Raw genomic sequence first — 23,182 nt, forward strand, 5'->3', positions numbered from 1 at the left:
AAAGCACCCTACCGAGGACGCGCTCATGAGATCCCCGATGACTATCGCCTTGCTTCTGACCACCTGCATCGGTGCACATGCCGCCGATCTGCCAAACCCGCTGGAGGACCGGGATTTTCTATGGAACGGAACGCCCAGCCCGAAGCTTTACGAGTTAGGCCGAAGCCTGTTCTTCGATCCCATTCTGTCCGGCAATCAGAACATCGCCTGCGCGACCTGCCACGATCCGGCGCGCGGAACAGGTGATGGTGTTTCTTTGTCCATCGGCGAAGGCGGCAGCGGCTTTGGTCCCGAACGTGTCACACAGGATGGCGTGATCGGACGTGTCCCTCGCAATGCGCAACCGCTCTATAACATCGGTGCGCGGGCCTATACGTCCATGTTTCATGACGGGCGACTTGAGCTTGACCACATGGGTGGATTTCCAAGCCGCCTCAGAAGCCCGGCCAAGGAGCAATTGCCCGAGGGTCTGGACAACGCCCTGACAGCGCAGGCCATGTTTCCGGTCCTTTCCGTTGTTGAGATGGCTGGCCAGCCCGGCGAAAACCCGGTTGCCGACACAGTTTCAAAACGAGATTTCACGGGGGCATGGCGCGTTCTGGCCGACCGGCTGGCCGCAAACCCTGGCTATGCCCAGCAATTCGTGACGGCTTTCGACGATGTCGAGACCGCAGAAGATATCCGGTTTGATCACGCGGCCACGGCGATTGCCGCGTTTGAAACAGTAGCCTTCCGGTCTGACTGGAGTCGGTTCGATGCGCGTATTGCGGGCTGGCAGATGACTGCGACGGAAGAAGCCGGGCTGGAGCTGTTTTACGGCAAGGCTGGATGCAGCTCCTGTCACAGCGGCCCCTTGCTGACGGATCACGAGTTTCACGCAATCGCGGTTCCACAGATCGGCCCCGGCAAAGATCAGGGATCAGACGGCAGCTATGCAGCGCATTCCGGTCACCCGCATCGGGTCGAGGACCAAGGCCGCTTCAACGTAACCGGTGATGAGGCCGACCTGTTTGCGTTCCGTACTCCGTCGCTGAGGAATGTCTCACTCACCGGGCCGTGGGGGCATAACGGCGCCTTTGCCTCCCTTGAGGATATGGTGCGTCACCATCTCGATGCGGTGGCATCGCTGGCGCGCTACACTCCAGCAGAGCTTCCACCGCTTGATACCGTGATCCAGCCAGTGCGGAGCAGAACCGGCGTCAGCTACCAGGCCCTCAACCCGATGCAACGCGTCGCCTATGATCTGCGAGACATCTGGGTGCACAGCTCGGAACGGCTGAGGGGCAGGATCGCCAGCGCCAACACGCTGGCGCCGGTGGACCTGTCAGATGAAGAGGTGTCGAGCATCCTTGCGTTTCTGGAAACGCTCACCGACCCGACGGCGATTGATCGTTCGTTTCTCGTGCCGCTGACTGTCCCATCCGGTCTGCCACCGCAACCTGCCCCTACGCAGTGAAAATGCGGGCGATGCCACGTCTTGCCTCGAACAAACCCGACCGCTCTCGGGCGCCAACGCAAAAGGACCAAGACATGACTATGATTTCAACTAGAGCTGGTGCGCAACAACACCTAACGAATGACCATTTTGCCGCCTTCGCCAAGTGGATCAAAGGCGCCTCGGAAAGACGGCGCAAGCGGCGCGACATGTACGCATTTGAGCGACTGCCTGACCACCTGTTGCGCGACATCGGGTTCGAACGGATCGCGTGACAACACGCACCGATGATCCGGCCCGGGTCTCGGTAGCGACCACATTCCAAATGCCCGCGGTGCTCCGCGCCATCGGCGCTCCAGAACAAAGGAATATCCGATGCACCGTCTTCTTATCCTCCTCTACGCTGTCGCGGCCTATGCGGCCTTCATGGCCGTGTTTCTCTGGTTCGCGGCGTTCCTGCTTGATCTCGACACGATTCGCAGTGCCAGGCTTGGCTTGCCAATCCCACTTGCAGCAGGCTTCGATATTGCTCTGGTCGCGCTCTTCGGGCTGGTGCATAGCGTCATGGCACGTCCCGGATTCAAGCGGCTCTGGACAAGGATTGTCCCACAGGCTGCCGAGCGGTCTACCTATGTGCTGCAGTCGTCGATCCTGCTCGGCGCAATCATCTACTACTGGCAGCCGATTGCGGGCATCGTTTGGTCTGTCGAAGGTATCTTAGCCACTGCGCTCCACGCAGTATTCTTTGGCGGAATTGCGTTGATCGTCCTGTCGACTTTCGCGCTCGATCATTTCGAATTCACCGGATTGCGCCAAGCTTGGAGCAATCTGCGTGGGTATAGACTCGCGGTGCCCGAGTTCCGAACGCCGTGGCTCTACCGGGTCGTCCGTCATCCGCTGCAATTGGGCCTGGTCTTGATGATTTTCTGCAGGCCCACAATGACTGTGGACGGCTTGCTTCTGGCCGGCGTCATGCTCACCTACATCCTGATCGGCCTCACCTATGAAGAGCGGGATCTGGTGCGAGATTTCGGCGCCGACTATCGGGACTACCAAAAACACGTGCCGAAGTTGCTTCCGCGATTGGCCCGGTCCCGAGGTGCCGGGCCTAATCAGCGGCCTTTGTGAGCATGCAAAACCCCGCCACCCCTCACGACAACAAGAGTTAGACATATGAATTATCTCACAATCCGCGCCCGAGCCGATGGCACCTCGTTTCTCACGAATGAAACGTGGCCGCTGCACGAGGGCGATTTCACGCCACCTTCACCCCCAGGCTATCGCACAACCGAAACGATCGGGGCGCGTGGAGTCCTGATGATGCATCATCCCGCCGGATATCGGGACGAATGGCATTGCGCGCCCGCACCGGTCCTCGGAACCGTCCTAACCGGCTCCGTCCAGATCCTGACCAGCGACGGCGATGCCCGTGTCCTGTCACCCGGTGATCAGTTTGTTGCGACGGACCTGAGCGGCAAAGGGCACAAGATGGAGGCGATGGATGGAGGATCCTACGATCTGGCATTGGTTGTCCTCGATGGTTCTCCCGCCATGCTGAACGAGCGAGAGTCGAAATGAAGCTCTATTTCATGCCCGGCGCCTGCTCGCTGGCGCCCCACATCGCGCTTTGCGAAGCCGGTCTGCCGTACAGCCTTGTCGAAGTCGACTACCGGTCGCGACTGACAGAGTGCGGATGTGATTTCCGTAAGATTAATCCCAAAAGCTATGTTCCGGCGCTGGTTCTGGAGAATGGCAAGGTGCTGACCGAAGTTCCGGTGCTCCTGCAATTCGTGGATGCACAGGCACCGGATGCGGGGCTTTTGCCCACGTCGGGTATGCAGCGGTGGCGGGCACTGGAATGGCTGAATTTCATTGCGACTGAGCTTCACAAGAGTTTCAGTCCGCTTTTCCGGCCAACGACGCCCGAAGTCTTCCTGAAGCCGGGCAGAGACCATCTGACCCGACGCATGACTGTGATCGAGCATCATCTGCGCGAGCACCAATATCTGATGGGGAGCTACTTCTCGCTGGCCGATGTCTATTTGTTCGCCGTCTGCCATTGGATGGGAGATCAGGACTTGTCCATCGCCGATTGGCCGGCATTGCAACAGCACTTTGATGACATCCAGGCCCGGCCAGCTGTCGGGAAGGCTTTAGCCCGAGAGGGGTTGACGAGAACTGCCGTGGTGCCCGACCAGCTCACAGATGGTGATCGGACCGAGCAACTTTGCCATAGCCGTCGCATGCAACCTCGGTGCAGGAGGCAGGCATGATCACTCGTTCGGCGGGCCTCCGGGCTGACCGGAGAGCCCTGTATCGGGAAATGCAGCGCTCAATTCCCGGTCTCGACGCAATGTATCTCCTGGTGCACGCCCTGGTCACCAGCCACGCCAGCGATGCACCGCATGTCCTGGTCGTCGGGGCCGGGGGTGGCAGGGAGATCGAAGCACTTGGCGGTTGCAACGTGGTCGGCCGGATTACCGCGATCGATCCATCGGTCCGGAACCTCGATACGGCGCGGGACACCGCGGGAGCCTTGGGCACATCGCTCGACATTCGGTTCGTCGTCGGACCCGTCGATGATCTGCCAGCCGGTGAGGTCTATGATGTCGTCACGTCGTTTCTGGTGATGCACCACCTGCGGGACGATGGTGCCAAGCTTGAATTTCTAAAGAACCTTCGGGAGAGGCTCGCCCCCGGTGGCTGCTTGATCCATGCCGACGTTTGCTTCGATGAAATTGAAGACTTCGACCGGTTGGTCCCGATGTATCTGGCGCACGCAGACATCGTCGGTGTCTCCGCCGACGCCACGCGTATGGAGCTGGACGCGATCCCCCAATTGCCGGTGATATCGGGAAGTCGCACCCGCGCGCTCTTTGCCGAAGCGGGCCTGGTCGAGCCGTTCGAGATTTTCCGCAGTCTCTGGTACAGATGCTGGACCAGCAGCCGAGCCCCGCAATGATTAAGCCAGTGCGCTGTAAATGAAGGAGACTACACCATGCCCGAATTGCCGGTTCTGCTGACCTACATCGCCGTTCTGACGGGGTTCGTCTTTTTTCCTGGTCCGTCGATCCTGCTCACGCTTACCCGGTCATCGACCTCTGGAATACGCGTCGGCGTCGCAACAAGCCTTGGCATCGGGCTGGGGGACCTCTTCCATACGGCCATGGCGATTGTCGGGATCTCTGCGATCCTGCTGACTTCGGCGCAGGCGTTTACCCTGATCAAGCTAATCGGGGCAGGATACTTGATCTATATCGGCCTGCGCTCCCTATTCGAGGGCCGCCGTCGCAAGACTTCCGAAGCCGCACCGCCGATTTCGACAGGTCAGGCATTCCGACAAGCCTGCCTCGCTGAGATCCTGAATCCAAAATCCGCGATGTTCTTCCTCGCCTTCCTACCGCAATTCGTCGATCCGGGCCTCGGGCAGATTGCATTGCAACTCACGATTTTCGGATTGCTCTTCGTGCTCATGGGCACGCTGGCGACTCTGATAGCGGCTGTCGCGGCTGGCCATGTTGGCCGGTTTCTCCGGCAACATCCGGCAGTTCAGCGCTGGCAATCGAAAGTCGCGGGATGCATCTACTGTGCACTTGGGATCAGGCTGGCGTTACAGGAGCGCTGACCGGCTGGAATTTCCGCTCACCAACATCGCAACTAAAGGTGAATAAAATGCAACAGATCATTTACGACGTCGCCGTCTCAATCGACGGATATATTTCCGGGCCCGGCGGTGACATCTCGCAGTTTGCCCAGGAAGGCGCGGTGGTCGAAGACTATTCAGCCCGTCTCGAAACTTACGCGACCGCGATCATGGGCCGGGCAACCTATGAGTTCGGATATCGCTTCGGCATGCAGCCGGGCCAGAACCCCTATGCGCACATGGAAACGATTGTCCTTTCGAAGTCGCTCGACCTGCCGGATGGCGCGGAGGTCACAGTGCAGAGATCCAGCGACGCCGAGGCAATCGACGCCATAAGAGCCCAATCCAGCGGGCCGATATACCTCTGTGGCGGAGGTGCACTCGCCGGATCGCTTCTTTCCATGGGACGCCTCGAGGTCCTTCGACTGAAACGCGCACCTATCGTTCTCGGGGACGGCGTCCCGTTGTTCGGAGGGACCAGAGTGTCGCCACGCCTTGAACACACCGAGACACGGGACTATTGCGACGGATACTTGTTTCAGGAATTCCGGGTTCGCCACCAAGTGTGAGCTACCTGATCGGAAGATCCGGAAACCGGTTCGGGGCGGACGTTTGCACCATTCAACACGAAATCCGTCCGTTGCGCTAGCCGTGGCTGGTGGCGTCGCTGTGCGGAGTCGGCTATAGTGCGCCGCACTGGCCTTTTTGTCGAACTCTTGCAAGCCCAATATGGAGAGACCGAAATGAACCGGAGCACCATTGCGGCCGCTGGGGCGGCCCTGGCACTGATCGCTACGGCGGCAGTAGCGCAGGATCACGATGCGCTCGGTATCCAGGGTTTGTCCGACGCTGAAGTCGAAAGCATCAAGTCCATCATCGTGATACAGACGCGGTATCTCGAAGAACGGAAGATTCACGAATTCGCCAACACGTTCACGGAAACGGCTGTGCTAATGCCGGTAAATCATCCACGGGTCATCGGCCGCGATAACATCGTGGCGTTCGTGAAAAAGAACATGTCGGAAGGCGCTAGGGTCACCTACACGGACTGGGATGTTGCCGGTCGGGACGATCTCGCTGTCATAACGAACAACGCGACGATCACGTCGAACCGCTCAGGTGCCATACCCAAGGTGATCGATCAGATTGTCGTCCTAAGACGCAACGAAGACAGCGGGTGGCAGGTCCAAACAGCGATATGGGCAATGCCCTGACTGCAGCACGTTCACGGTCATAATCGGCCGCGCATCGTGCTGGGTACGATGTCAGCTTCTCTAATCGGGCGTTTGATCCGGATATCTTCGATCATCCGCTCACGCAGCGTGTGTGAGCCCCATGGCGGCCATTGTGATTTCGTGCTGCGCGCGCTCGCAGCGGCGAATATTCTGCGCAAGCACGAAATTCCATGACGCGGTGCGGCGGCGATTTTGGCCATTCGTGCATCAAGCAGCAATTTTTAAGGGGTGAATTTACAGGTCGCGGACTTTGCCGACATTGATGTTTAGCCATGTTGCTGACGCAGCATTTGTTTTCTCTTGCAGCACAACCATCGCTGCGTTGCGGCCGCGAGCCGCGGGAGCGGACATTCAGAGTTCGTCGGGCCCCAAAAATCTGTTCCACTACCGAATGACGGAGGGGAGCCCGTAGTTCCAACCCTGTACCTTGCTCGAACAACCGCTAGACGTCGCCACTTCAAGGTTAACGATCGCCATCGGAGCTGAGATCTTTCCCCGTAAGCTCCTGACACAATGACAGCGCAACTTCGGCGAGGGTATCAATCAACTGCTTTTGAATTGGTCGGATACGTCAGGTGTCCGCGACGTAGAACTTCAGAATGTCTGGCGCGACACCCACGCCGTTGACTGGCGTGACGTCTTGAGGGCAGGCGGACATGACGGCGATGACGTCCATATCGGCGCGGAAGGTCACTTGGTCATCCGGTTTTGACACGGGTGCGACGAAACTTGTGCTGCCGTCGGCTTGCACAGGGACGTTCATCCAAAGATTGAAAGGGGCGGGAACAGCTGGCGCTTTGAGGCCAATGGCCATCAGCGCCATCCGCAGATTATCAGCGCAATTGTCGTGGTATTCCGTGCAGCCCAATTGCTGGTACCGGGCATGATCGCAGCAGGCGATTATCGTGTCATGCACACCATCGGATGTGTCTTCCGTGATTGTCATCAAGGGGCGACGCAGGTTGGAGGTCACACTGTCACCTACTTTGGGGAATATCGAGCCTAGGGCTGTGTGCAAATGCTCCATCGAAGAATACTCACCCACATCATCTGCTGCAAAAATCCAGAAATCGCAGACTTGATGGCCGCTGGGGTTCATCACGGTTAGCTGTTGACCTGCGCCGACGCGCACCGCCACGCCGCATCGCGCGTCGATTGTGTAGGTGTGGTTCATTCTGGGTGTGCCGTCAGCGGAAACGGCAATCTCAAGACTGCGGTTGGTACCATCGGGTCGGGAGGGGTCGAACGAGGCCATGGGCACGGGCTTTCGTGGATTATGTCTGGGTAGTTGCATTGTTTGGCGAGGGGCCATTCGCAAAGGAGCATAGACAGTTCTCGGCATATTGGAATGAAGCTTACGTGCTTCTCGTCGGAGACGTGCCGAAGATTAGCTCCGCTTTGACATCGGCTGGTTTTGCAAAGAACCGCAGGCGTTCTCATCGAGATGCATTCATTTCCAAGCTAAATGAACTAATAAGCACAATAAATTTTCTAAATTCCATTGCCGATGATAGCGTCCTCGCAATAACCGGGATTGAGAATTGAGATGGATCGACACGACTTCAAAAAGACCTTTGGCGCAACTGGTCCTGTCATTCTTCCTGTCATTCATGTGCTTGACAGCGAACAGGCCGAGCGGAACATCAAAGCAGCCATTGCTGGCGGGTGTCCGGGGGTTTTTCTGATCAACCACGACTTCGAGAAAGAGAAACTGGTCCCGATCATCAAGGAGATGCGGCAGGCGTTCCCGGACATTTGGCTCGGGGTGAATTTTCTGGCGGTCACCGGCAAGTTTGCCTTCCCAATTCTGGGAGAGATGCAAGCTGAAGGGTGCAAGGTCGATGGTTACTGGGCCGATGACGCACGTATGGATGAACGCCGTGCGGAAGATGATCAGCCCGAAGCAGATGAGATCGCGGCCATCCGCGAAGGAAGCGGTTGGACCGGGCTTTATATCGGCGGCACCGCATTCAAAAAGCAGCGCGACGTTGATCCAGCACAGTATGGCAAAAGCGCGCGCATCGCGACGCACTACATGGACGTCGTTGTGACCTCCGGCGTGGCGACTGGCCACGCAGCCGATGTTGGCAAGATCGACACGTTTCGCGCGCATTGCGGCGACACGGCACTTGGCCTTGCATCCGGCATCACACCTGAAAACGCAGCGCAATATGCAGATGCGGTTGATCTTTTCATGGTCGCGACCGGCATCAATTTTGACGGCGATTTCTACAATATTGATCCTGAGCGCCTGAAGCGGCTCATGGACCTCACACAGACATAAGGGAGAGAAAAGATGGCTCAAGACAAAGGACCCAGAGACGACCGTTGGTACTTCTCGCTGATGGCCCCGAACACCAAAGGCGACAAGTTTGCATGGCTTGACCCGACCTCAATCTACATCAACGGCAAGGCGTATCATGATCTGCTGGATGATCTGGTGGCTGATCTAGATGCCGATGAGATTGACGTCGTCGCGGGCCTTGATGCGATGGGCTTTGTTCTGGCGGCGGGCATCGCGGCCCGTATCGGGAAGGGGTTTCTGCCCATTCGCAAACCCGGAAAGCTCTGTGTGGATACAGACAGCGCGTCTATGACCAACTACTCCGGTCAAACCCAGTCGATGGAAATGCGCACGCCCGCCTTTGCACCCGGAACGCGGGTTTTGCTGGTGGATCAGTGGGTTGAAACCGGCGGCACGATGCATGGTGCTGTCCAGCTGGTTGAACAGCAGAAGGGCAAAGTTGCGGGCATGGTGGCGATTGTCATGGAAGAGAATGACAATACGAAGTCCTATCGCGAAAAGTACAAGGTCGTCACCGCGATCCAGCCCGGCACCGAATGGCAGCGCCAGGCCAATGCGCAGTATCTGGAAAGCTTCAAGACCTACAAACCCGAGATGGCGTTCCCGGTCTAAGGCCTGAACCCGGCGCACATCCAATCAAACTCTGACCAGAGGGGCTCGACAGATGAAATTGATCTGTGGAAACAGTAACCGTCCGCTTGCTGAAGCGATTGCCGCGCATATGCGTGTCCCTCTGGCTGAGTGTAACGTGCGTCGGTTTGCCGACGAAGAAGTCTTTGTCGAGATACAGGAAAACGTGCGCGGCGATGACGTCTATGTCATCCAATCAACGTCCTATCCAGCCAACGACAACCTGATGGAGCTGCTGGTGTTGATCGACGCGCTGCGCCGATCCTCTGCCGGGCGGATCACCGCCGTGATCCCCTATTTCGGCTATGCCCGTCAGGACCGCAAATCAGCCCCGCGCACGCCGATCACGGCAAAGCTTGTGGCGAACATGATCACGCAGGCGGGCGCGCATCGGGTGCTAACTATGGATCTGCATGCAGGGCAAATTCAGGGGTTCTTCGACATTCCCACCGACAATCTTTACGCGGTGCCCGAAATCGTGCGGGATATCGAAAAGCAAAAGGACCGCGACAATGTGATGGTCGTATCCCCGGACGTAGGCGGTGTAGTGCGCGCACGCGCTTTGGCGAAACGTCTCTCGACTGGCCTCGCAATTGTAGACAAGCGCCGCGACAAGCCCGGCTCGTCTGAAGTCATGAACATAATCGGGGACGTCTCTGGCAAGTCCTGCATGTTGGTCGATGACATTATCGACTCTGGCGGTACGCTCTGTAATGCCGCGACGGCGCTGCTCGAAAATGGCGCGGCGGAAGTTTCTGCTTACATCACCCATGGGGTCCTGTCCGGCAAGGCTGTCGACAGGATCAATGCATCTGATCTGACGTCCCTGGTCATCACCGACACAATTTGCGCTACCGAAGCGGTCACCGCATCATCGAAAATTCGCGAGATTTCGATTGCGCCAATGTTCGCCAAGGCGATCACACGGATCGCGAATGGAGAGTCCGTCAGCGTCTTGTTCGAATAGAGGGTGATCATACGATTTGCATAAAGCAACTTTATCGTTGTTCGCTACACATTTTCAGCGCTAATGTTCTCGTATGGGCGCGGTCAACCTTTCAACAGAGCTCCTCAGAGCTTTCATCACTGTCATTGAGGTGGCAAGTTTCACGCGCGCGGCCGAGATACTTGGTCGGACGCAACCTGCCATCAGCCTGCAAGTGAAGCGCTTGGAAGAAGCGGTTGGCTATCCGCTCATTGCGCGGAAGGGCAAAGAGATATCGCTCACGGAGCGGGGGGAGGCTCTGGCCATACATGCGCGCCAGATTCTGCGCCTGAACGATCTGGCAATGGCGGAGTTTGAGCAGCGTGATCCCGCAGCAAGATTGCGGGTGGGGTTGCCTGTGGACTATGCGGTCAACACCCTGCAAGCCTGTTTGACGGACGTTGTCCGACAATTCCCCGATACACAGATCGAAATTCGATGTGATCTGTCCAAGCATCTGCTGGCGGCCATGCGGAGCAACGAAATCGATATCGCCGTGGCATTGTTCGACGGGGACGACCAGCAGTTCCTATTCCGCAACTGGAAAGAACAACCAACCTGGGTTGGCGCCAACGGGTTCGAGATCCCGGAACATGCTGACATCCCCCTTGTCGCGCACCCCTTTGGTTGTGTGTACCGCGACCGTATGGCTACCGCTTTGAAGTTGGTGGGAAAAAGCTGGCGCATCGCTTACTCCAGTCCCGGCATTGGTGGCGTTCAACGCGCGGTCCAGGATGGCCTTGGCCTTTCGTGCCTGACTGCTCCGACGGTCCAAAGCGGCATGCGCACTTTTTCTGAACAAGACGGCCTGCCGGTTCTTGCCCCTTTGCACATCGGGCTTTTCGCACGACAGGCTCAGTTGGGTGCGGGCGGATACGCGGCCATGGATGCCATGATCAACACCTTGGAGCAACGCTCATCGAGCGCTATTGACGCATAACTGCTCATTATGAAGGCATATCAACGATAAATTTCCTAAAAGTCTCATTTTACCATACCATTCTACAAAAATCAGACTGAACACTATGGTTCGGCGAAAAATCAAATGCTCTTTTGCTGGGAAAGAGTGACCAACCGGGAGACACAAATGTACAGACCAACCGTAACTTCATCACTATTGGGCTTGAACCGCCGCCAACTGCTGAAAGCTGGCGGCGCAGCCGTTCTGACAACACCATTTGTCAGCCGCGCCTGGGCGGCAACGACCGAAATCAACATGCTTGCGTGGTACGGCCATGGAGAGGCTGATGTGGTTGCGGAGTATGAGGCTGCAAACAACGTGAAGTTCGTGCCAAAGTATTATGCTGGTGGCGACAACATGCTGGCGCTGATCGCCCAATCCCCTCCGGGCACTTACGATCTGATCCTGTCCGACGCAGAATTCGTGCAGCAGCTGAACGCAGCTGGCTACATCGAAGAAATGAACCCGGCAGATTATCCGCTGGATGACATGCTGCACGAAGACTTCTCGCAGTTCCCCGGCCACTGGGCGGACGGCAAGATGTATTCCATGATCCTGCGCGGGGGGCACTTGGGTGTTTCCTACAACAAGAACTCCGTGACAGCGAAAGAAGCGGAAAGCTATTCCTGCTTCTGGAAGCCGGAGCTTCAGGGCAAAGTGGGCCATTTTGACTGGCACCTGCCGACCCTAGGTCAGATGAGCCTTTATGATGGGAATGGCGCTGACCTTTGGAACCTGAACGACGATCAGTGGTCCAAGGTTCAGGAGACCACCATGAGCCTGCGCTCGCAGGTTGGCGGCTTCTTTGACTATGGCGGCACGTTCAATGGCCTGAAAAACGGCGAGATGCAGGCGATGGTTGGCATCGGTGACTGGATCACCGGCGTTCTAGAAAAAGACGGCGCGCCTGTCGCGTCCGTGATCCCGAAGGAAGGCGGCATTCAGTTCACTGAAAGCTATTCCATCGGCAAGGGCAGCGAAAAGGCCGAAGAGGCCAAGAAGTTCATCCAGTACATGATGTCCCCTGCAGGTCAGGTGAAATCTGCACAGATGGCGGCCTATCCCGGCTTCTGCGTGACCAAGGCTGGCCGCGCCGCCCTGATCGAGGCTGACATGGCGGAAGCCAAGCGGTCGCACCAGGTCGATGGTGATCCGCAAGATCCGATCGCACTGATCAAGGAAGGCCGGGTCCATTACCGCGACATTCCTCAGCAGCAGACGCTGGAGGACTGGAACGACTTCTGGTCCGAGTACAAGAGCGCCTGATCTAGGGCCCAAAGAACCAAAAAAGGGCGGCCAACAGGTCGCCCCTTTTTCCCTTAAGACGCGAAAGCCCTGCACAGCCCCATGTCTTCCAATCCTGAAAATCGCCCAAGCCTTTATGCGCTGACGTGGCGTTTGCCGATCATCTTCTGGCAGCTGATCTTCTTTGTCGGGCCGGTTCTGTTCATGGTCGCGATGTCGTTCTTCCTGGTGAAGAACTATCGCATGACCGAAGCCTTCGAGTTCGTGAACTGGTCGCGGATGCTGACGCGCGGGTTCTTCTGGGACAGCTATTGGTACACGATAGGCATCGCCACACTGTCCACCGTCTGCGCGATGTGTATCGCCTTTCCGGCAGCCTTTGCATTGGCCTTCCGCGCTTCTGAAAGCACGCGACGCTGGGCGATCTTTCTGCTGATCATTCCGTTTTTCACCAGCTATCTGGTGCGCACATTTTCATGGTTCGTGATTCTGTCCGAAAGTGGCGTGGTAAATGCCGTGCTGGGCTACATCGGCCTTGGCCCCTACACCATGCTGAACACCAACTTCGGCACGCTGGTGGGCTACATGACTCTGACCCTGCCGCTGGTGGTCATACTGCAAACCGTCACGATGGCCAATATCGACAAAAACCTGATTGAGGCGGCGCGCAACCTTGGCTGTTCGCCCCTGCGCACGATCTGGCAGGTGATCATTCCACTGTCCAAGACCGGGCTGATCATCGCGGCGATCTTCTGCTTTATTCTGTCCTTTGGTGACTTTGTGGCACCCTTCTATCTGGGCGGATCGCAGGAACCGACCCTGCCAATCCTGATCCTCGATACCACCAAGTCCGGCCAGCAATGGCCGCGCGCAGCCGTTGTCGCGATCATGATGATGGTTACGCTCTTTGCCATCGCCTTCACCGGCATTGCTTTGGCCTATCGCAAGGGGAAGGGCGCAAAATGAAACAGAGCCGATCCCTCAACTTTATCCTTGGCATCTATGTCGTCCTGATCTTCGCCTTCGTATTTGCGCCCATCATCTTCAGCATGATCTTTTCCTTCAACTCGCAGCGCTTCCCGACGATCCCGTTGGGTGAGTTTTCGACCGAATGGTACGCTAAGGTCCTGGCCGATCCGGACATCTGGAAAGCCGCGCGCAACAGCCTGATCGTCTCCTGCTCAACGGCTGTGATCGCGACATTCCTAGGCTTTTGCACGGCCTATTCCGACTTCCGGTACAACTTCCGATTCAAAGGCCCGTACCTTGCGCTGATCCTGCTGCCGCCCACGATTCCGCTGATCATCATGGCGCTGGCCATGCTTGCGTGGCTGTCCAAGATCGGGATGTCCGGGCAGCTTTATTCGATCATCATTGCGCACAGCGTGCTGACAGCACCTTTTGCCATGGCTGTGATCCGCCTGCGGCTGAACCAAATGGACCCGGACCTCGAATCCGCTGCATGGAACCTGGGCGGATCGGAATGGCAGACCATGCGGCATGTGATCGTGCCGTTCTGCAAGCCTGCCATTTTTTCAAGCCTGTTCCTGACGGCCGCTGTCTCCTTCGACGAATTTGCTGTGTCATGGTTTGTCTCTGGCCTGAATTCTACGTTGCCCGTGGTCGTTCTCGAAATCGTTCAGGGCAATATTGACCCGCAGGTCAACGCCATCGGGACATTCGTCTTCCTCACATCAATGACGCTGGTTGTGCTGGCACAGCTCTTCTTCGCCAGCCGCCAAATCAAGGGCCTGCACGCATGAGCAAACCGCTGGTTGTCTTTGACAAAGTACAAAAGCACTTCGGCAATTTCGTTGCAGTTAAAGAACTGGATTTCGAAATCCGCGAAGGTGAGTTCCTCGCAATCATGGGGCCATCCGGCTGCGGCAAGACCACAACTTTGCGCATGTTGGCCGGCCTCGAAGCGCCGACGCACGGCGAGATTCGCCTAAATGATCGAGTGATGAATGACGTTGCCCCGCACGAGCGCGACACGCCTTTGGTTTGGCAGTCACTCGCGCTCTTCCCATTCCTGACGGCGCGCGAAAACGTCGAATTTGGTCTCAAGATGCGTGGCGTTGACAAGGCGGAACGCAAAGAGCGTGCGATAAAGTGGCTCGACAAAATGGGGATCCTCGAATTTGAGAACCGCCATATTTCGACCTTGTCAGGTGGCCAGAAGCAACGTGTTGCACTGGCTCGTTCGCTGGTGATGGAGCCACAGATCCTGCTCTTGGACGAACCATTGTCAGCTCTGGATGCTCATTTGGTAATTCGCATGCAGGCCGTCCTCACGGACCTTCAGCGCGAGTTGGGGATTACCTTTGTCTACGTGACCCACTCCCAGTCCGAGGCCTTTGCGATGGCCGACCGCGTCATCATCATGGGCAAAGGCGAGATTGGTCAGATCGGCACGCCCAAGGAAATCTACCGCGCCCCTGCAAACCAGTTCGTCGCCGAGTTTGTGGGCCGCAACAATATTCTGGCAGGCAAAGTCAAATCTGTTGACGGCGGTACGGCGCGCATCACAACCACCTCTGGCGAATTCACAGTACCCACGAACGAGGTGCAGCTGGTCGAAGACCACAACGCCAGCTTCGTGATCTCCGCCGATCTGGTGCACATCGCATCAGAAGAACCCGTCGGCGGGAACAAGGCGTATTGCAAGCTGATTTCTGAAGAATTCGTCGGCTCCATGGTCACCCTGTTCCTCGAAGACGCGCAGGGCCATGAATTCAAGGTCCAGATGCAGGAACGCGAACTGTCCAAGTTCGATCTGCACTCTGGTGATGAAATCTGGCTGTCGTGGGACACGCAAAGCGCCCACGTCCTGAACGAAAGCTGACGATGTGATCCGCAACCCCATCCCCTGGCCCAATGGTGCCAAATGCGCCGTGGCAATTACGTTCGACATGGATGCGGACAGCCTGATCCACATCGCCAAGCCCGAAGACAGCCACGACCGGCTCTACCCCATTTCAATGGGCCGCTATGGCCCTCTGGTCGCGCTACCCCGCATCCTCGACACCTACCGGTGTCTGGGCCTGAAGCAATCGTTCTTCATCCCCGGCTGGTGTTTGGAGACCTACCCGGATGTGGCCGAGGCGATCCTGAAAGACGGGCACGAGATCGGCCACCACGGATACTTGCACGAAGACCCTATAAAGACACGCGGGGAGCAGCGCGAGTGGTTCGAGCGCACGCTCGATGCGCATATGCGCATCTGCGGGCAAAAGCCGCGTGGTTACCGTGCACCGGTCTACAACATAACGCAGGAAGTCGTCGATCTGATGATCGAACACGGCATTCGCTATGACAGCTCAATGATGGCCGACGACATTCCGTACCGTTTGGACACGGCCAATGGATCTCTCTACGAAATGCCTGTGCATTGGGGTACCGACGACTGGCCCCCCTTCGCGCATTACGACGAGATTGGGTACATGATGCCAGTTGCAAGCCCGTCGCACGGGCTCAGCGGTTTCTGGGAGGAATTCGAGGCGCAGTATGACGCCGGTGGTTTCTTTATGCTGATCATCCATCCTTTTCTCACAGGGAGATTGGCGCGGTGGAAGCAGGTTGAAGCATGGATTGCCAAAACGCAGGAAACCAAAGACGTCTGGTTTGCCACCCTTGACGAGATTGCCGATCATATGGACCAGTTGCAGGAGAATGGCACCTGGATGCCAAGCGTTGAACGGCTGCCCTACTACGACGGGCCAATCCTGGGGGACAAGACATGAACGCTGACGACACACGCTTGCTGCGCATCGCTTACGACGAGGCCAAAGCCGGGTTTGAAGAAGGCGGGTGCCCGATAGGTTCAGTGCTGGCGCGCGGCGGCGAAGTCGTAGCCCAAGGGCGCAATCAACGTGTCCAAAAAGGCGACCCGATTGCCCATGGCGAGATGGATGCGTTGCGCAAGGCCGGCCGCCAGAAGACCTATCGCGACACGACGCTTTATACGTCGCTCAGCCCGTGCATGATGTGCACCGGGACGATCATTCAATTCGGCATCCCGCGCGTGGTGATCGGCGAAAACACCAACTTCGGCGGGAACGAAGAGTTCCTACGCTCGAAAGGCGTTGAAGTGATAGTCGCAGATGACCCCGATTGCATTGCTCTGATGCAGCGCTTCATCGATGAAAAACCGGAGCTCTGGGCAGAGGACATCGCGGAGTAATCGCGTCCTGTGATCAAAAACGAGAGCATGACTGTAGATCGGCCGGATCTCGTGCCCGCGGGGGCGTTCAGCTATCCGGTCAAGGATCCCAAGGCAACCCGGTGGTTCGGGTTCCTGCTGTTGCCCCAATTCACTTTGCTCGCGTTCAGCGCTGCTCTGGATCCTCTGCGCATCGCCAACCAGCTGTCCCAAAAACCACTCTATGGATGGCTGGCCATCTCAGATGACGGCAGGGCTGTTTCGTCATCCTCCGGCATCGATATTGATGTGCATGGCAGCCTGGACGATCTGAACCCCGATACCTACCTCTTTGTCTGTTCGGGCAACAATAGTATTCAGGCGGCCTCCGACGATGTCTTGGGGGGCATACGCCGCCACGCCCGGTTTGGCGGCAAGCTTGGCGGCATCTGCACCGGTGCTGCGACCCTCGCGCGCGCGGGTTTTCTCAGGGACAAGACTTTCACCCTTCATTGGGAAAACCAGCCCGGATTTGTTGAGGCATTTTCCGATCTGGAGCCCACACCACAGAGGTTCGAAAGGGACGGAAGTCTGCTGACTTGCGGTGGTGGTGTTGCGGCAACTGAAATGATGATTTCGATCATCGCCGAAGACTATGGCGAAGACTTTGCAATCGCCGTTTCGGATATGTGTTTGAACGGCCCCGATGTCGCGACCCGCAGCGAACAGCGCTCCTCAATCGCCAAGGCCATCAGCTCTCGCAATCCTCGTATCCTTGCTGTTCTGCGGGCCATGTATGACAATATCGAGGACCCGCTGACGCTCGATGAACTTGCCACAAGCGCGGGTATTTCGCGCCGTCAGATTGAACGTCAGTTCAGACAATTGCTGAACGAGGCTCCGGCGCAAACCTATCGCAACATCAGATTGGAACGCGCGCGCACATTGCTTACAGAAACCAACCTGAGTGTCATGGAAGTTGCCATGGCGTCAGGGTTCAACTCGAACAACGTATTCTCACGGCATTACAAAGAGCGATACGGCGAAACACCCTATGGGCACCGAGGGCGGCTCAAAACGGTGGGCAACAACAAATAGTGTCGCGCTAGATGTGGAACCTCAACAGGTTGTTCCGATCAAAGTCTAGCCGGCTGATGGGTGGTTTTGATTTTAGCGCCGTGTGTGGGCGGTGCCAATTGTAGAGGTGGGTCCAGACCGGCAGATCGGCGGCGCGGTCGTCTGAGGTCTGATAGACTCGGGCGTAGGCCCATTCACGCAGAGCAGTCTGGATGAACCTCTCGGCTTTTCCGTTGGTTTTGGGCGTGTAGGGTTTGGTGCGGATGTGGCGGATGCCAAGCTCGGCACAGGCGGCCTTGAAAGCATGAGATTTGTAGCACGACCCATTGTCTGTCATCACCCGCGCAACCTTCACCCCGATGGACGCATACCAGGCCACCGCCGCATTCAGGTGCGCCACCGCGCTCACCGCCTTTTCGTCGGGATGGACCTGGGTGAAGGCCAGGCGCGAGGCGTCATCGACACAGACATGCACATATTCCCAGCCGATCCCTCGGCTGTTCGACTGGCCTGTCCTGTCGCCCGTGATGCGGTGCCCGGCGCGCTCAAACTTGCCAAGACGCTTGATATCGAGGTGGATCATGTCGCCGGGATGATCGCGTTCATACCGGCGTACAGGCTCGGCAGGCTCCAGATCGCGTAGCCGCGAAAGGCCCGCCCTGCGCAGAACCCGGCTGACCGTCGCCGCCGAAACGCCGGTCCTTGCCGCAATATGTGCCCCGGTAAGACGCTGACGGCGCAAGGCGATGATCCGGTCTGCCACGTCATCAGGCGTAGGATTGCGCAGAGAATAAGGGCGTGAACTGCGATCCTGCAAACCTTCGCGCCCCTCCTGTTCATACCGCCGCCACCACTTCGTGGCCGTCTTGGCAGAGCAGCCGCAGATCGCCCCAGCCTGCGCAAAACTCATCCCGCATGCAATCATCCCCACTAGCCGCTCTCGACCCAATGGCGTCAGTCTGGCATTCTTGTGCACGTTCATTCGATCCCTCCGAACAAGGTTGGTGCTTGGTAACTCCAACCAACTCGGTCTGGATCGAATGGACAACCTGCTGAAAGCTCACAGCTAGAGCCGGTATGAGCAGCTGTAGCCGCTCATACCTTGGATCAGGACTGTTTACCCGACGACGTTGTGCTCCGGTCCGTAGGGGAAACCGGTGATGTTCTCGTTACCGTCTTCGGTGATGACCAGAATGTCATGCTCGCGGTAGCCGCCTGCGCCGGGCTGGCCATCAGGAATCGTCAGCATTGGCTCCATCGAGATCACCATCCCCGGTTCAAGCACAGTGTCGATATCTTCCCGCAGCTCAAGCCCTGCCTCACGGCCATAGTAATGCGACAGAACGCCAAAGGAATGGCCATATCCAAAGGTCCGGTACTGCAGCATGTCGCGCTCCGCAAAGAAGTCGTTGATCTTGTGCGTGACCTCGGCGCAGGACACACCCGGCTTGAGCAAGCTCATTCCGTATTCATGGGCAGCGACATTCGCTCCCCAGACCTTGAGGCTGGCCGGATCCACCTCCTCGACGAAAAGTGTGCGCTCGAGCGCCGTGTAGTAGCCCGAGATCATCGGGAAGGTATTGAGGCTGAGGATGTCACCGCGCTCTAGTTTGCGGCAGGTCACAGGGTTGTGCGCGCCATCGGTGTTAATGCCAGACTGGAACCAGACCCATGTGTCGCGGATTTCAGAATCTGGGAACCGTTTGGAAATCTCCAATTCCATCGCATCGCGTCCGGCCATGGCAACGTCTATCTCGCGCGCTCCGGTTTTGATCGCGTCCTTGATGGCATATCCACCAACGTCCGCTGTCGCGGCACCTGCTCGGATCAGTTCGATCTCTGCCTCAGATTTGTGCATGCGCAACCGCATGGTTGTCGGCGCGATGTCTTTCTTGACAGAGGGTGCCAGGAATTCATCCATCAAGCCCAGTTGTGTATAGGAAATGTGATCCCCTTCGAATCCGACTACCTTACCGGACCCCGTCACAGACTGGATCGCACGCCAATAGTTGTTCCGCTGCCAATCAGTGTAGGTGATGTTGTCACCATAGCCACGACGCCAGGGCTGTGCCGCGTCGATGCCTGCGCTGAACGTGACGGTTTCGGTCGCTGTGACCACCTGAGCGTAAGGCCGACCAAACGCACAATACAAAAAGCCCGAGTAGTAGGAGACGTTGTGCATTGAGGTTAACACGCAGGCATCAATGCCCTCATCGGCCATGACCGCACGCAGCTTGGTCAAGCGTGCTTCATATTCGGCGTCGGCAAAAGGCAGCACCTTTTCGCCTTGGTGAAAACGGTAAAAATCTGGGCGCTGTCCTGCAACGCCAAACTCGGATATTCCGGACATCGGTATACTCCTGTTCAGGCCGAGTGTGACGAGGAGGAGCGTGCTTCATACCGGTTGCACCTTCCCTCACCACAAGAGCGGCAAAGCAAGATCCCGGCGTTCAGGATGGTTGGATAGGGATGCTCTAATCGGAATTCGGTTAGTGACGACGCCATCGTCAATCCCATGGTGCACTAATAGACAAAAAGCATCGCCCAATCAAGAATGTTCACCGCCGAACTTCTGAAAAGACGCAAGCTGTTAGCTGACTTTGGACGCGTCCTCTTGCACGCTCACCCTGACGACGACGGGAACGTCCCACAACCCTGCGGATTCGACCAAACCCAGATTTTGCAGCCGCAGGGAACAGCCGCAATGCCCGCTTCGACCGCAGCATCCGTGACTATGGGTTCGCATTTCGTTTTCGACGTCGCGTGATCTCAGATCTCTTATGATCTGGCGAACGGTAAGCACCGTTCGCCAACATTGCTTAGATATCGATGCGCTCCGCAATACTCAGAGCATCTTCCAACTCAACGCCTAAATATCGCACCGTACTGTCAACTTTTGTGTGACCAAGCAGAAGCTGCACCGCGCGAAGGTTGCCAGTCTTGCGATATATCTCGGCAGCTTTGGTCCGACGGAGCGAATGAGTGCCGTAACCGCTGGGTTCCAGTCCAATTGCAGTCACCCAATCACGAACAAGTCGAGCATATTGCCGCGCGGAGATGTGAGGTCGGTCATGAAATCGGCTGGGAAACACGAAAAGGCGGCCGATCATTTCAGGCGATCTAACCCAAGCAGTAACCGTTTCTCTCGTGTTTTCAGTCAGTTCAAACCGAACCGGCTGATTGGTTTTGCTTTGGATCACCGACACTCGTTCGCGAACGCGATCATCTCTGACCAAATCGGTCACGGCGAGTTTGACTAAGTCGCACCCTCGCAACTTGCTATCAATCGCGACGTTGAACAGCGCGAGGTCGCGAAGGTAGCCTGCAATCTCGAGCCGAGCGCGGATTGCCCAAACTTGTTTGGGAAACAGCGGCCGTTTCTGGCCGATTATCCGCCCTTTGTTCCAAGCTTTGCGTTTTGGGGTGACTGCGGGAAGTTGGACTCGTGGCATAACATGCCCTCCAATCCTCCCTCCAAACCCAGACGTCAGCGCCGCGCTGACGTCTGGAGCATAGCATCGGGTCGACACGCTGTAGCCCATCGATGGTGTTTAGCTTTTTTGCCTTGGTTTTTTGACGTGGGAAGCTCCGCGACCTGATCCTTGAATGCCACACCAAAGCTCCAGATTGCGCGAATGGCTGCTTCTTACACCGTGTTGCAGCATCAAAACCTTCGCCAATGCAGCACAATCCGTGCTGCGAGCGCACGCAGCACAAAATAAGGACTTCCGGTGTGGGCTCACTGCCGACCAACGCCAGCGCAGCAAACAGCCCGGTCAAGGCGTCACAAGAGCGGCTGTTCGTCATGGCGGTCAAACTCTTGAATCTGCAACACTTGATCCGGCGCGCCGCCATTCTGGCTTCAGCAACCGTCATTCGCGTGAAGAGCGGCGAAACTTTAAAGTGAGCCCAAACTTTCAAAATGCTGCGCAGTGTCCGAACGGCTCCAAAGTGCAGGAAGTAAGCTCTGCATAGTCCGGCTTTCGCCATAGAAATTAGACCTGCAACCGCTGGGTTGACGCATGAAAACCGGTTATTGTGAGGCTTGCAGAAATATTATGGATTGAAGTCAACCACGCGGATTTTTCAATCATAAGCACGGATTAACCGCCAGCATAGTCTTTGAGCGCAGTTAGGATTATGTCGATTTCTCTAATTTCGAGTGTATAAGATGAAGCAACATGCTTCTCGAGCCGCGTCAAGCAGTCATCACTTAGCCTGCCCGCTGGAATGGGCTTGATACCGTCAAGATCGTCCTTTGTGTAACGCAACAAGCTACTACAACTAATATAACTTTCTTCCTTTGGCATTTCAGGCCAGTCGTTGCGATCTATTTTCATAGCGCCTTCAAAGGGATCAGAGCTTATGAAAAGCATCGCGCCTTTGGAGAGCGCTATCGCGACATGATACTTATCACGTGTCTCATGTCCAATGGCCTTCTTGGTCACGAACTTGAAAATGTCGCCAACTTTAGCTGGCATCACATTCCTTTGCACGTGAACGATAAATCTGAAACACGGCTTTCCTTTGACGCGTCCTCGGCTAAGAAATCCTCAAACCTCATTTCGTCGGCTTTTGTCTTCCTAGACTTCCAAGCCCGATCATATGCAAAGTGTTCATGCGTCAACTTAAAAAGCTGATCAAACGACATGTCCCCGTAATTCTCAGCGATTTGGTCAAGAACCATCAAATCACTCTTCGAAAACACTGACCTGTCTATGTCGCGCTTAGGGTGATCAATAATTACGATGTTATCGTGATTACGCCTATCGAACGGTAAAGTGGATGGATCTACTCCCAATGCCTTTCTGCCTTTCAGTAGATCAAATGCCGCAGATGCGACAGGGCCAAAAGGCATAGCGACATACTTATCAAAGGTGATAGGACGACCAAAGCGCCGAAGGTGTTCACGGTCAGCCAAATACAGAAGCTTGACCATCTTGTACTGGTCAAGTTCCATCTCCTTCAAAGACAGATAAAGCATTGTTTCTACAAGCTTATCTGGCTTGGGTTTGAATGTGATCCGTGCTGCCATCCGGATTAAGTATAGCATGGTTCCTAAAAAAACAGCCCCCAGCATTCAAATTTTCGCGAATGTTGGCTCCAAACACACAAACCTTCCGACTGGGCCTGTCCGCTTTGGGACTGGGAGCGGCCATCGCTCACGATTGGACGAAAGGCAGCAAAGTCCCGCAAAGCTAGAATTGCAAAGGCTTGTTTGGACGTCGGGCTTGGGCTGCGACCGGCCAACCATGCAATCCGCAGAGAACGGCAAAATTGAGCCCGAAATGACCCATGTCGCAATAACTACAAACGACAGCTAAACGCAGCTATGCCGACTTTGCCAAGAAGCATACACGGCTCACTTTGGGCATTAGTCAATGCATTCAATGCTGCGTCGCAGTTTCTCCAAAGCCTCCGATCTCGATAATGAGTCCGGTAATTGAAGCTAAGATTTATCGAGTCATGGCCAGGACGGCTTCTTCAATCGAATCTCTTATTCGGGTCGTTATGACAAAATTGAG

At 56.5% G+C, this 23,182-nt stretch carries 27 protein-coding genes; 21 read left to right on the forward strand and 6 right to left on the reverse strand.

Annotated features, from left to right (window positions below; all coding sequences use genetic code 11):
• The first annotated feature begins 37 nt into the window (after positions 1–37).
• The 9 genes from ACR0K9_RS18485 to ACR0K9_RS18525 all read left to right on the forward strand — a co-directional run bounded on the left by ACR0K9_RS18485 (position 38) and on the right by ACR0K9_RS18525 (position 6,292).
• Positions 38–1,456 (forward strand): cytochrome-c peroxidase, encoded by a 1,419-nt coding sequence (locus ACR0K9_RS18485; protein ID WP_480791260.1) that lies wholly within the window; start codon positions 38–40, stop codon positions 1,454–1,456.
• 74 nt (positions 1,457–1,530) lie between these two features.
• The gene (locus ACR0K9_RS18490) at positions 1,531–1,710 is read left to right on the forward strand and encodes a hypothetical protein (protein WP_480791261.1); all 180 of its coding nucleotides are present in this window, start codon (positions 1,531–1,533) and stop codon (positions 1,708–1,710) included.
• A gap of 100 nt (positions 1,711–1,810) precedes the next feature.
• Positions 1,811–2,563, forward strand: a complete 753-nt coding sequence (locus ACR0K9_RS18495) for a methyltransferase family protein (RefSeq protein ID WP_480791262.1) — start codon at positions 1,811–1,813, stop codon at positions 2,561–2,563.
• 45 nt (positions 2,564–2,608) lie between these two features.
• Positions 2,609–3,013 carry a cupin domain-containing protein gene (locus tag ACR0K9_RS18500; RefSeq protein WP_480791263.1) on the forward strand — a complete coding sequence of 135 codons (405 nt, stop codon included), beginning with the start codon at positions 2,609–2,611 and terminating at the stop codon, positions 3,011–3,013.
• A complete protein-coding gene (gstA, locus tag ACR0K9_RS18505; protein WP_480791264.1) occupies positions 3,010–3,708 on the forward strand; it encodes a glutathione transferase GstA in 699 nt (232 codons plus the stop codon). Before ACR0K9_RS18500 ends, gstA begins: the two co-directional genes overlap by 4 nt.
• The gene (locus tag ACR0K9_RS18510; RefSeq protein ID WP_480791265.1) at positions 3,705–4,397 is read left to right on the forward strand and encodes a class I SAM-dependent methyltransferase; all 693 of its coding nucleotides are present in this window, start codon (positions 3,705–3,707) and stop codon (positions 4,395–4,397) included. Before gstA ends, ACR0K9_RS18510 begins: the two co-directional genes overlap by 4 nt.
• Positions 4,398–4,433: 36 nt before the next feature.
• Positions 4,434–5,060, forward strand: coding sequence for a LysE family translocator (locus tag ACR0K9_RS18515; protein WP_480791266.1), 627 nt, complete (start codon positions 4,434–4,436; stop codon positions 5,058–5,060).
• A 47-nt stretch (positions 5,061–5,107) separates the two neighbouring features.
• Entirely contained in the window at positions 5,108–5,647 is a 540-nt protein-coding gene (locus ACR0K9_RS18520; RefSeq protein ID WP_480791267.1) for a dihydrofolate reductase family protein, read from the forward strand.
• A gap of 174 nt (positions 5,648–5,821) precedes the next feature.
• Positions 5,822–6,292 carry a YybH family protein gene (locus ACR0K9_RS18525; protein ID WP_480791268.1) on the forward strand — a complete coding sequence of 157 codons (471 nt, stop codon included), beginning with the start codon at positions 5,822–5,824 and terminating at the stop codon, positions 6,290–6,292.
• A 592-nt stretch (positions 6,293–6,884) separates the two neighbouring features.
• Here ACR0K9_RS18525 and ACR0K9_RS18530 read toward each other — a convergent pair.
• Positions 6,885–7,568, reverse strand: coding sequence for a DUF1989 domain-containing protein (locus ACR0K9_RS18530; protein ID WP_050687544.1), 684 nt, complete (start codon positions 7,566–7,568; stop codon positions 6,885–6,887).
• Between the two features lie 291 nt (positions 7,569–7,859).
• Here ACR0K9_RS18530 and ACR0K9_RS18535 point away from each other — a divergent pair, with 291 nt between their 5' ends.
• From ACR0K9_RS18535 to ACR0K9_RS18585, 11 genes are all read left to right on the forward strand, one after another.
• On the forward strand, positions 7,860–8,597 hold the full coding sequence (locus ACR0K9_RS18535) for a BtpA/SgcQ family protein (RefSeq protein WP_050687546.1): 738 nt from the start codon (positions 7,860–7,862) through the stop codon (positions 8,595–8,597).
• Between the two features lie 12 nt (positions 8,598–8,609).
• Entirely contained in the window at positions 8,610–9,230 is a 621-nt protein-coding gene (locus ACR0K9_RS18540; RefSeq protein WP_050687554.1) for a phosphoribosyltransferase family protein, read from the forward strand.
• Between the two features lie 52 nt (positions 9,231–9,282).
• Positions 9,283–10,215, forward strand: a complete 933-nt coding sequence (locus tag ACR0K9_RS18545; protein ID WP_050687556.1) for a ribose-phosphate pyrophosphokinase — start codon at positions 9,283–9,285, stop codon at positions 10,213–10,215.
• A gap of 73 nt (positions 10,216–10,288) precedes the next feature.
• Complete coding sequence (locus ACR0K9_RS18550) at positions 10,289–11,173, forward strand: LysR family transcriptional regulator (RefSeq protein ID WP_050687558.1); 885 nt, start codon at positions 10,289–10,291, stop codon at positions 11,171–11,173.
• A 147-nt stretch (positions 11,174–11,320) separates the two neighbouring features.
• A complete protein-coding gene (locus ACR0K9_RS18555) occupies positions 11,321–12,460 on the forward strand; it encodes an ABC transporter substrate-binding protein (protein WP_050687560.1) in 1,140 nt (379 codons plus the stop codon).
• 81 nt (positions 12,461–12,541) lie between these two features.
• The gene (locus ACR0K9_RS18560) at positions 12,542–13,405 is read left to right on the forward strand and encodes an ABC transporter permease (RefSeq protein WP_050687562.1); all 864 of its coding nucleotides are present in this window, start codon (positions 12,542–12,544) and stop codon (positions 13,403–13,405) included.
• Entirely contained in the window at positions 13,402–14,202 is an 801-nt protein-coding gene (locus ACR0K9_RS18565; protein ID WP_050687564.1) for an ABC transporter permease, read from the forward strand. Before ACR0K9_RS18560 ends, ACR0K9_RS18565 begins: the two co-directional genes overlap by 4 nt.
• A complete protein-coding gene (locus ACR0K9_RS18570; protein WP_050687565.1) occupies positions 14,199–15,284 on the forward strand; it encodes an ABC transporter ATP-binding protein in 1,086 nt (361 codons plus the stop codon). Before ACR0K9_RS18565 ends, ACR0K9_RS18570 begins: the two co-directional genes overlap by 4 nt.
• Positions 15,285–15,288: 4 nt before the next feature.
• Positions 15,289–16,182: a polysaccharide deacetylase family protein gene (locus ACR0K9_RS18575; RefSeq protein ID WP_050687567.1), complete on the forward strand. Its 894-nt coding sequence runs from the start codon at positions 15,289–15,291 to the stop codon at positions 16,180–16,182.
• Positions 16,179–16,622, forward strand: a complete 444-nt coding sequence (locus ACR0K9_RS18580) for a nucleoside deaminase (RefSeq protein WP_050687569.1) — start codon at positions 16,179–16,181, stop codon at positions 16,620–16,622. Before ACR0K9_RS18575 ends, ACR0K9_RS18580 begins: the two co-directional genes overlap by 4 nt.
• A gap of 27 nt (positions 16,623–16,649) precedes the next feature.
• Positions 16,650–17,678, forward strand: coding sequence for a GlxA family transcriptional regulator (locus ACR0K9_RS18585; RefSeq protein ID WP_050687621.1), 1,029 nt, complete (start codon positions 16,650–16,652; stop codon positions 17,676–17,678).
• 7 nt (positions 17,679–17,685) lie between these two features.
• Here the strand turns inward: ACR0K9_RS18585 and ACR0K9_RS18590 are convergent, their stop codons facing one another.
• The 3 genes from ACR0K9_RS18590 to ACR0K9_RS18600 form a co-directional block, all read right to left on the reverse strand.
• On the reverse strand, positions 17,686–18,639 hold the full coding sequence (locus ACR0K9_RS18590; RefSeq protein WP_257600385.1) for an IS481 family transposase: 954 nt from the start codon (positions 18,637–18,639) through the stop codon (positions 17,686–17,688).
• A 135-nt stretch (positions 18,640–18,774) separates the two neighbouring features.
• Positions 18,775–20,007, reverse strand: a complete 1,233-nt coding sequence (locus ACR0K9_RS18595) for an aminopeptidase P family protein (RefSeq protein ID WP_050687573.1) — start codon at positions 20,005–20,007, stop codon at positions 18,775–18,777.
• 469 nt (positions 20,008–20,476) lie between these two features.
• Positions 20,477–21,109 (reverse strand): tyrosine-type recombinase/integrase, encoded by a 633-nt coding sequence (locus ACR0K9_RS18600; RefSeq protein WP_050687576.1) that lies wholly within the window; start codon positions 21,107–21,109, stop codon positions 20,477–20,479.
• Positions 21,110–21,390: 281 nt separating this feature from the next.
• Between ACR0K9_RS18600 and ACR0K9_RS18605 the strand changes: the two genes are divergently transcribed.
• The gene (locus tag ACR0K9_RS18605) at positions 21,391–21,564 is read left to right on the forward strand and encodes a hypothetical protein (protein WP_480825396.1); all 174 of its coding nucleotides are present in this window, start codon (positions 21,391–21,393) and stop codon (positions 21,562–21,564) included.
• Positions 21,565–21,760: 196 nt separating this feature from the next.
• Here the strand turns inward: ACR0K9_RS18605 and ACR0K9_RS18610 are convergent, their stop codons facing one another.
• Together ACR0K9_RS18610 and ACR0K9_RS18615 are read right to left on the reverse strand one after the other, a co-directional pair.
• On the reverse strand, positions 21,761–22,138 hold the full coding sequence (locus ACR0K9_RS18610; protein ID WP_480825398.1) for a hypothetical protein: 378 nt from the start codon (positions 22,136–22,138) through the stop codon (positions 21,761–21,763).
• Positions 22,138–22,737, reverse strand: a complete 600-nt coding sequence (locus tag ACR0K9_RS18615) for a Panacea domain-containing protein (protein ID WP_480825400.1) — start codon at positions 22,735–22,737, stop codon at positions 22,138–22,140. The genes ACR0K9_RS18610 and ACR0K9_RS18615 overlap by 1 nt, the downstream gene beginning before the upstream one ends.
• Positions 22,738–23,182 lie beyond the last annotated feature (445 nt).

Source organism: Ruegeria sp. L12 (assembly GCF_056531745.1).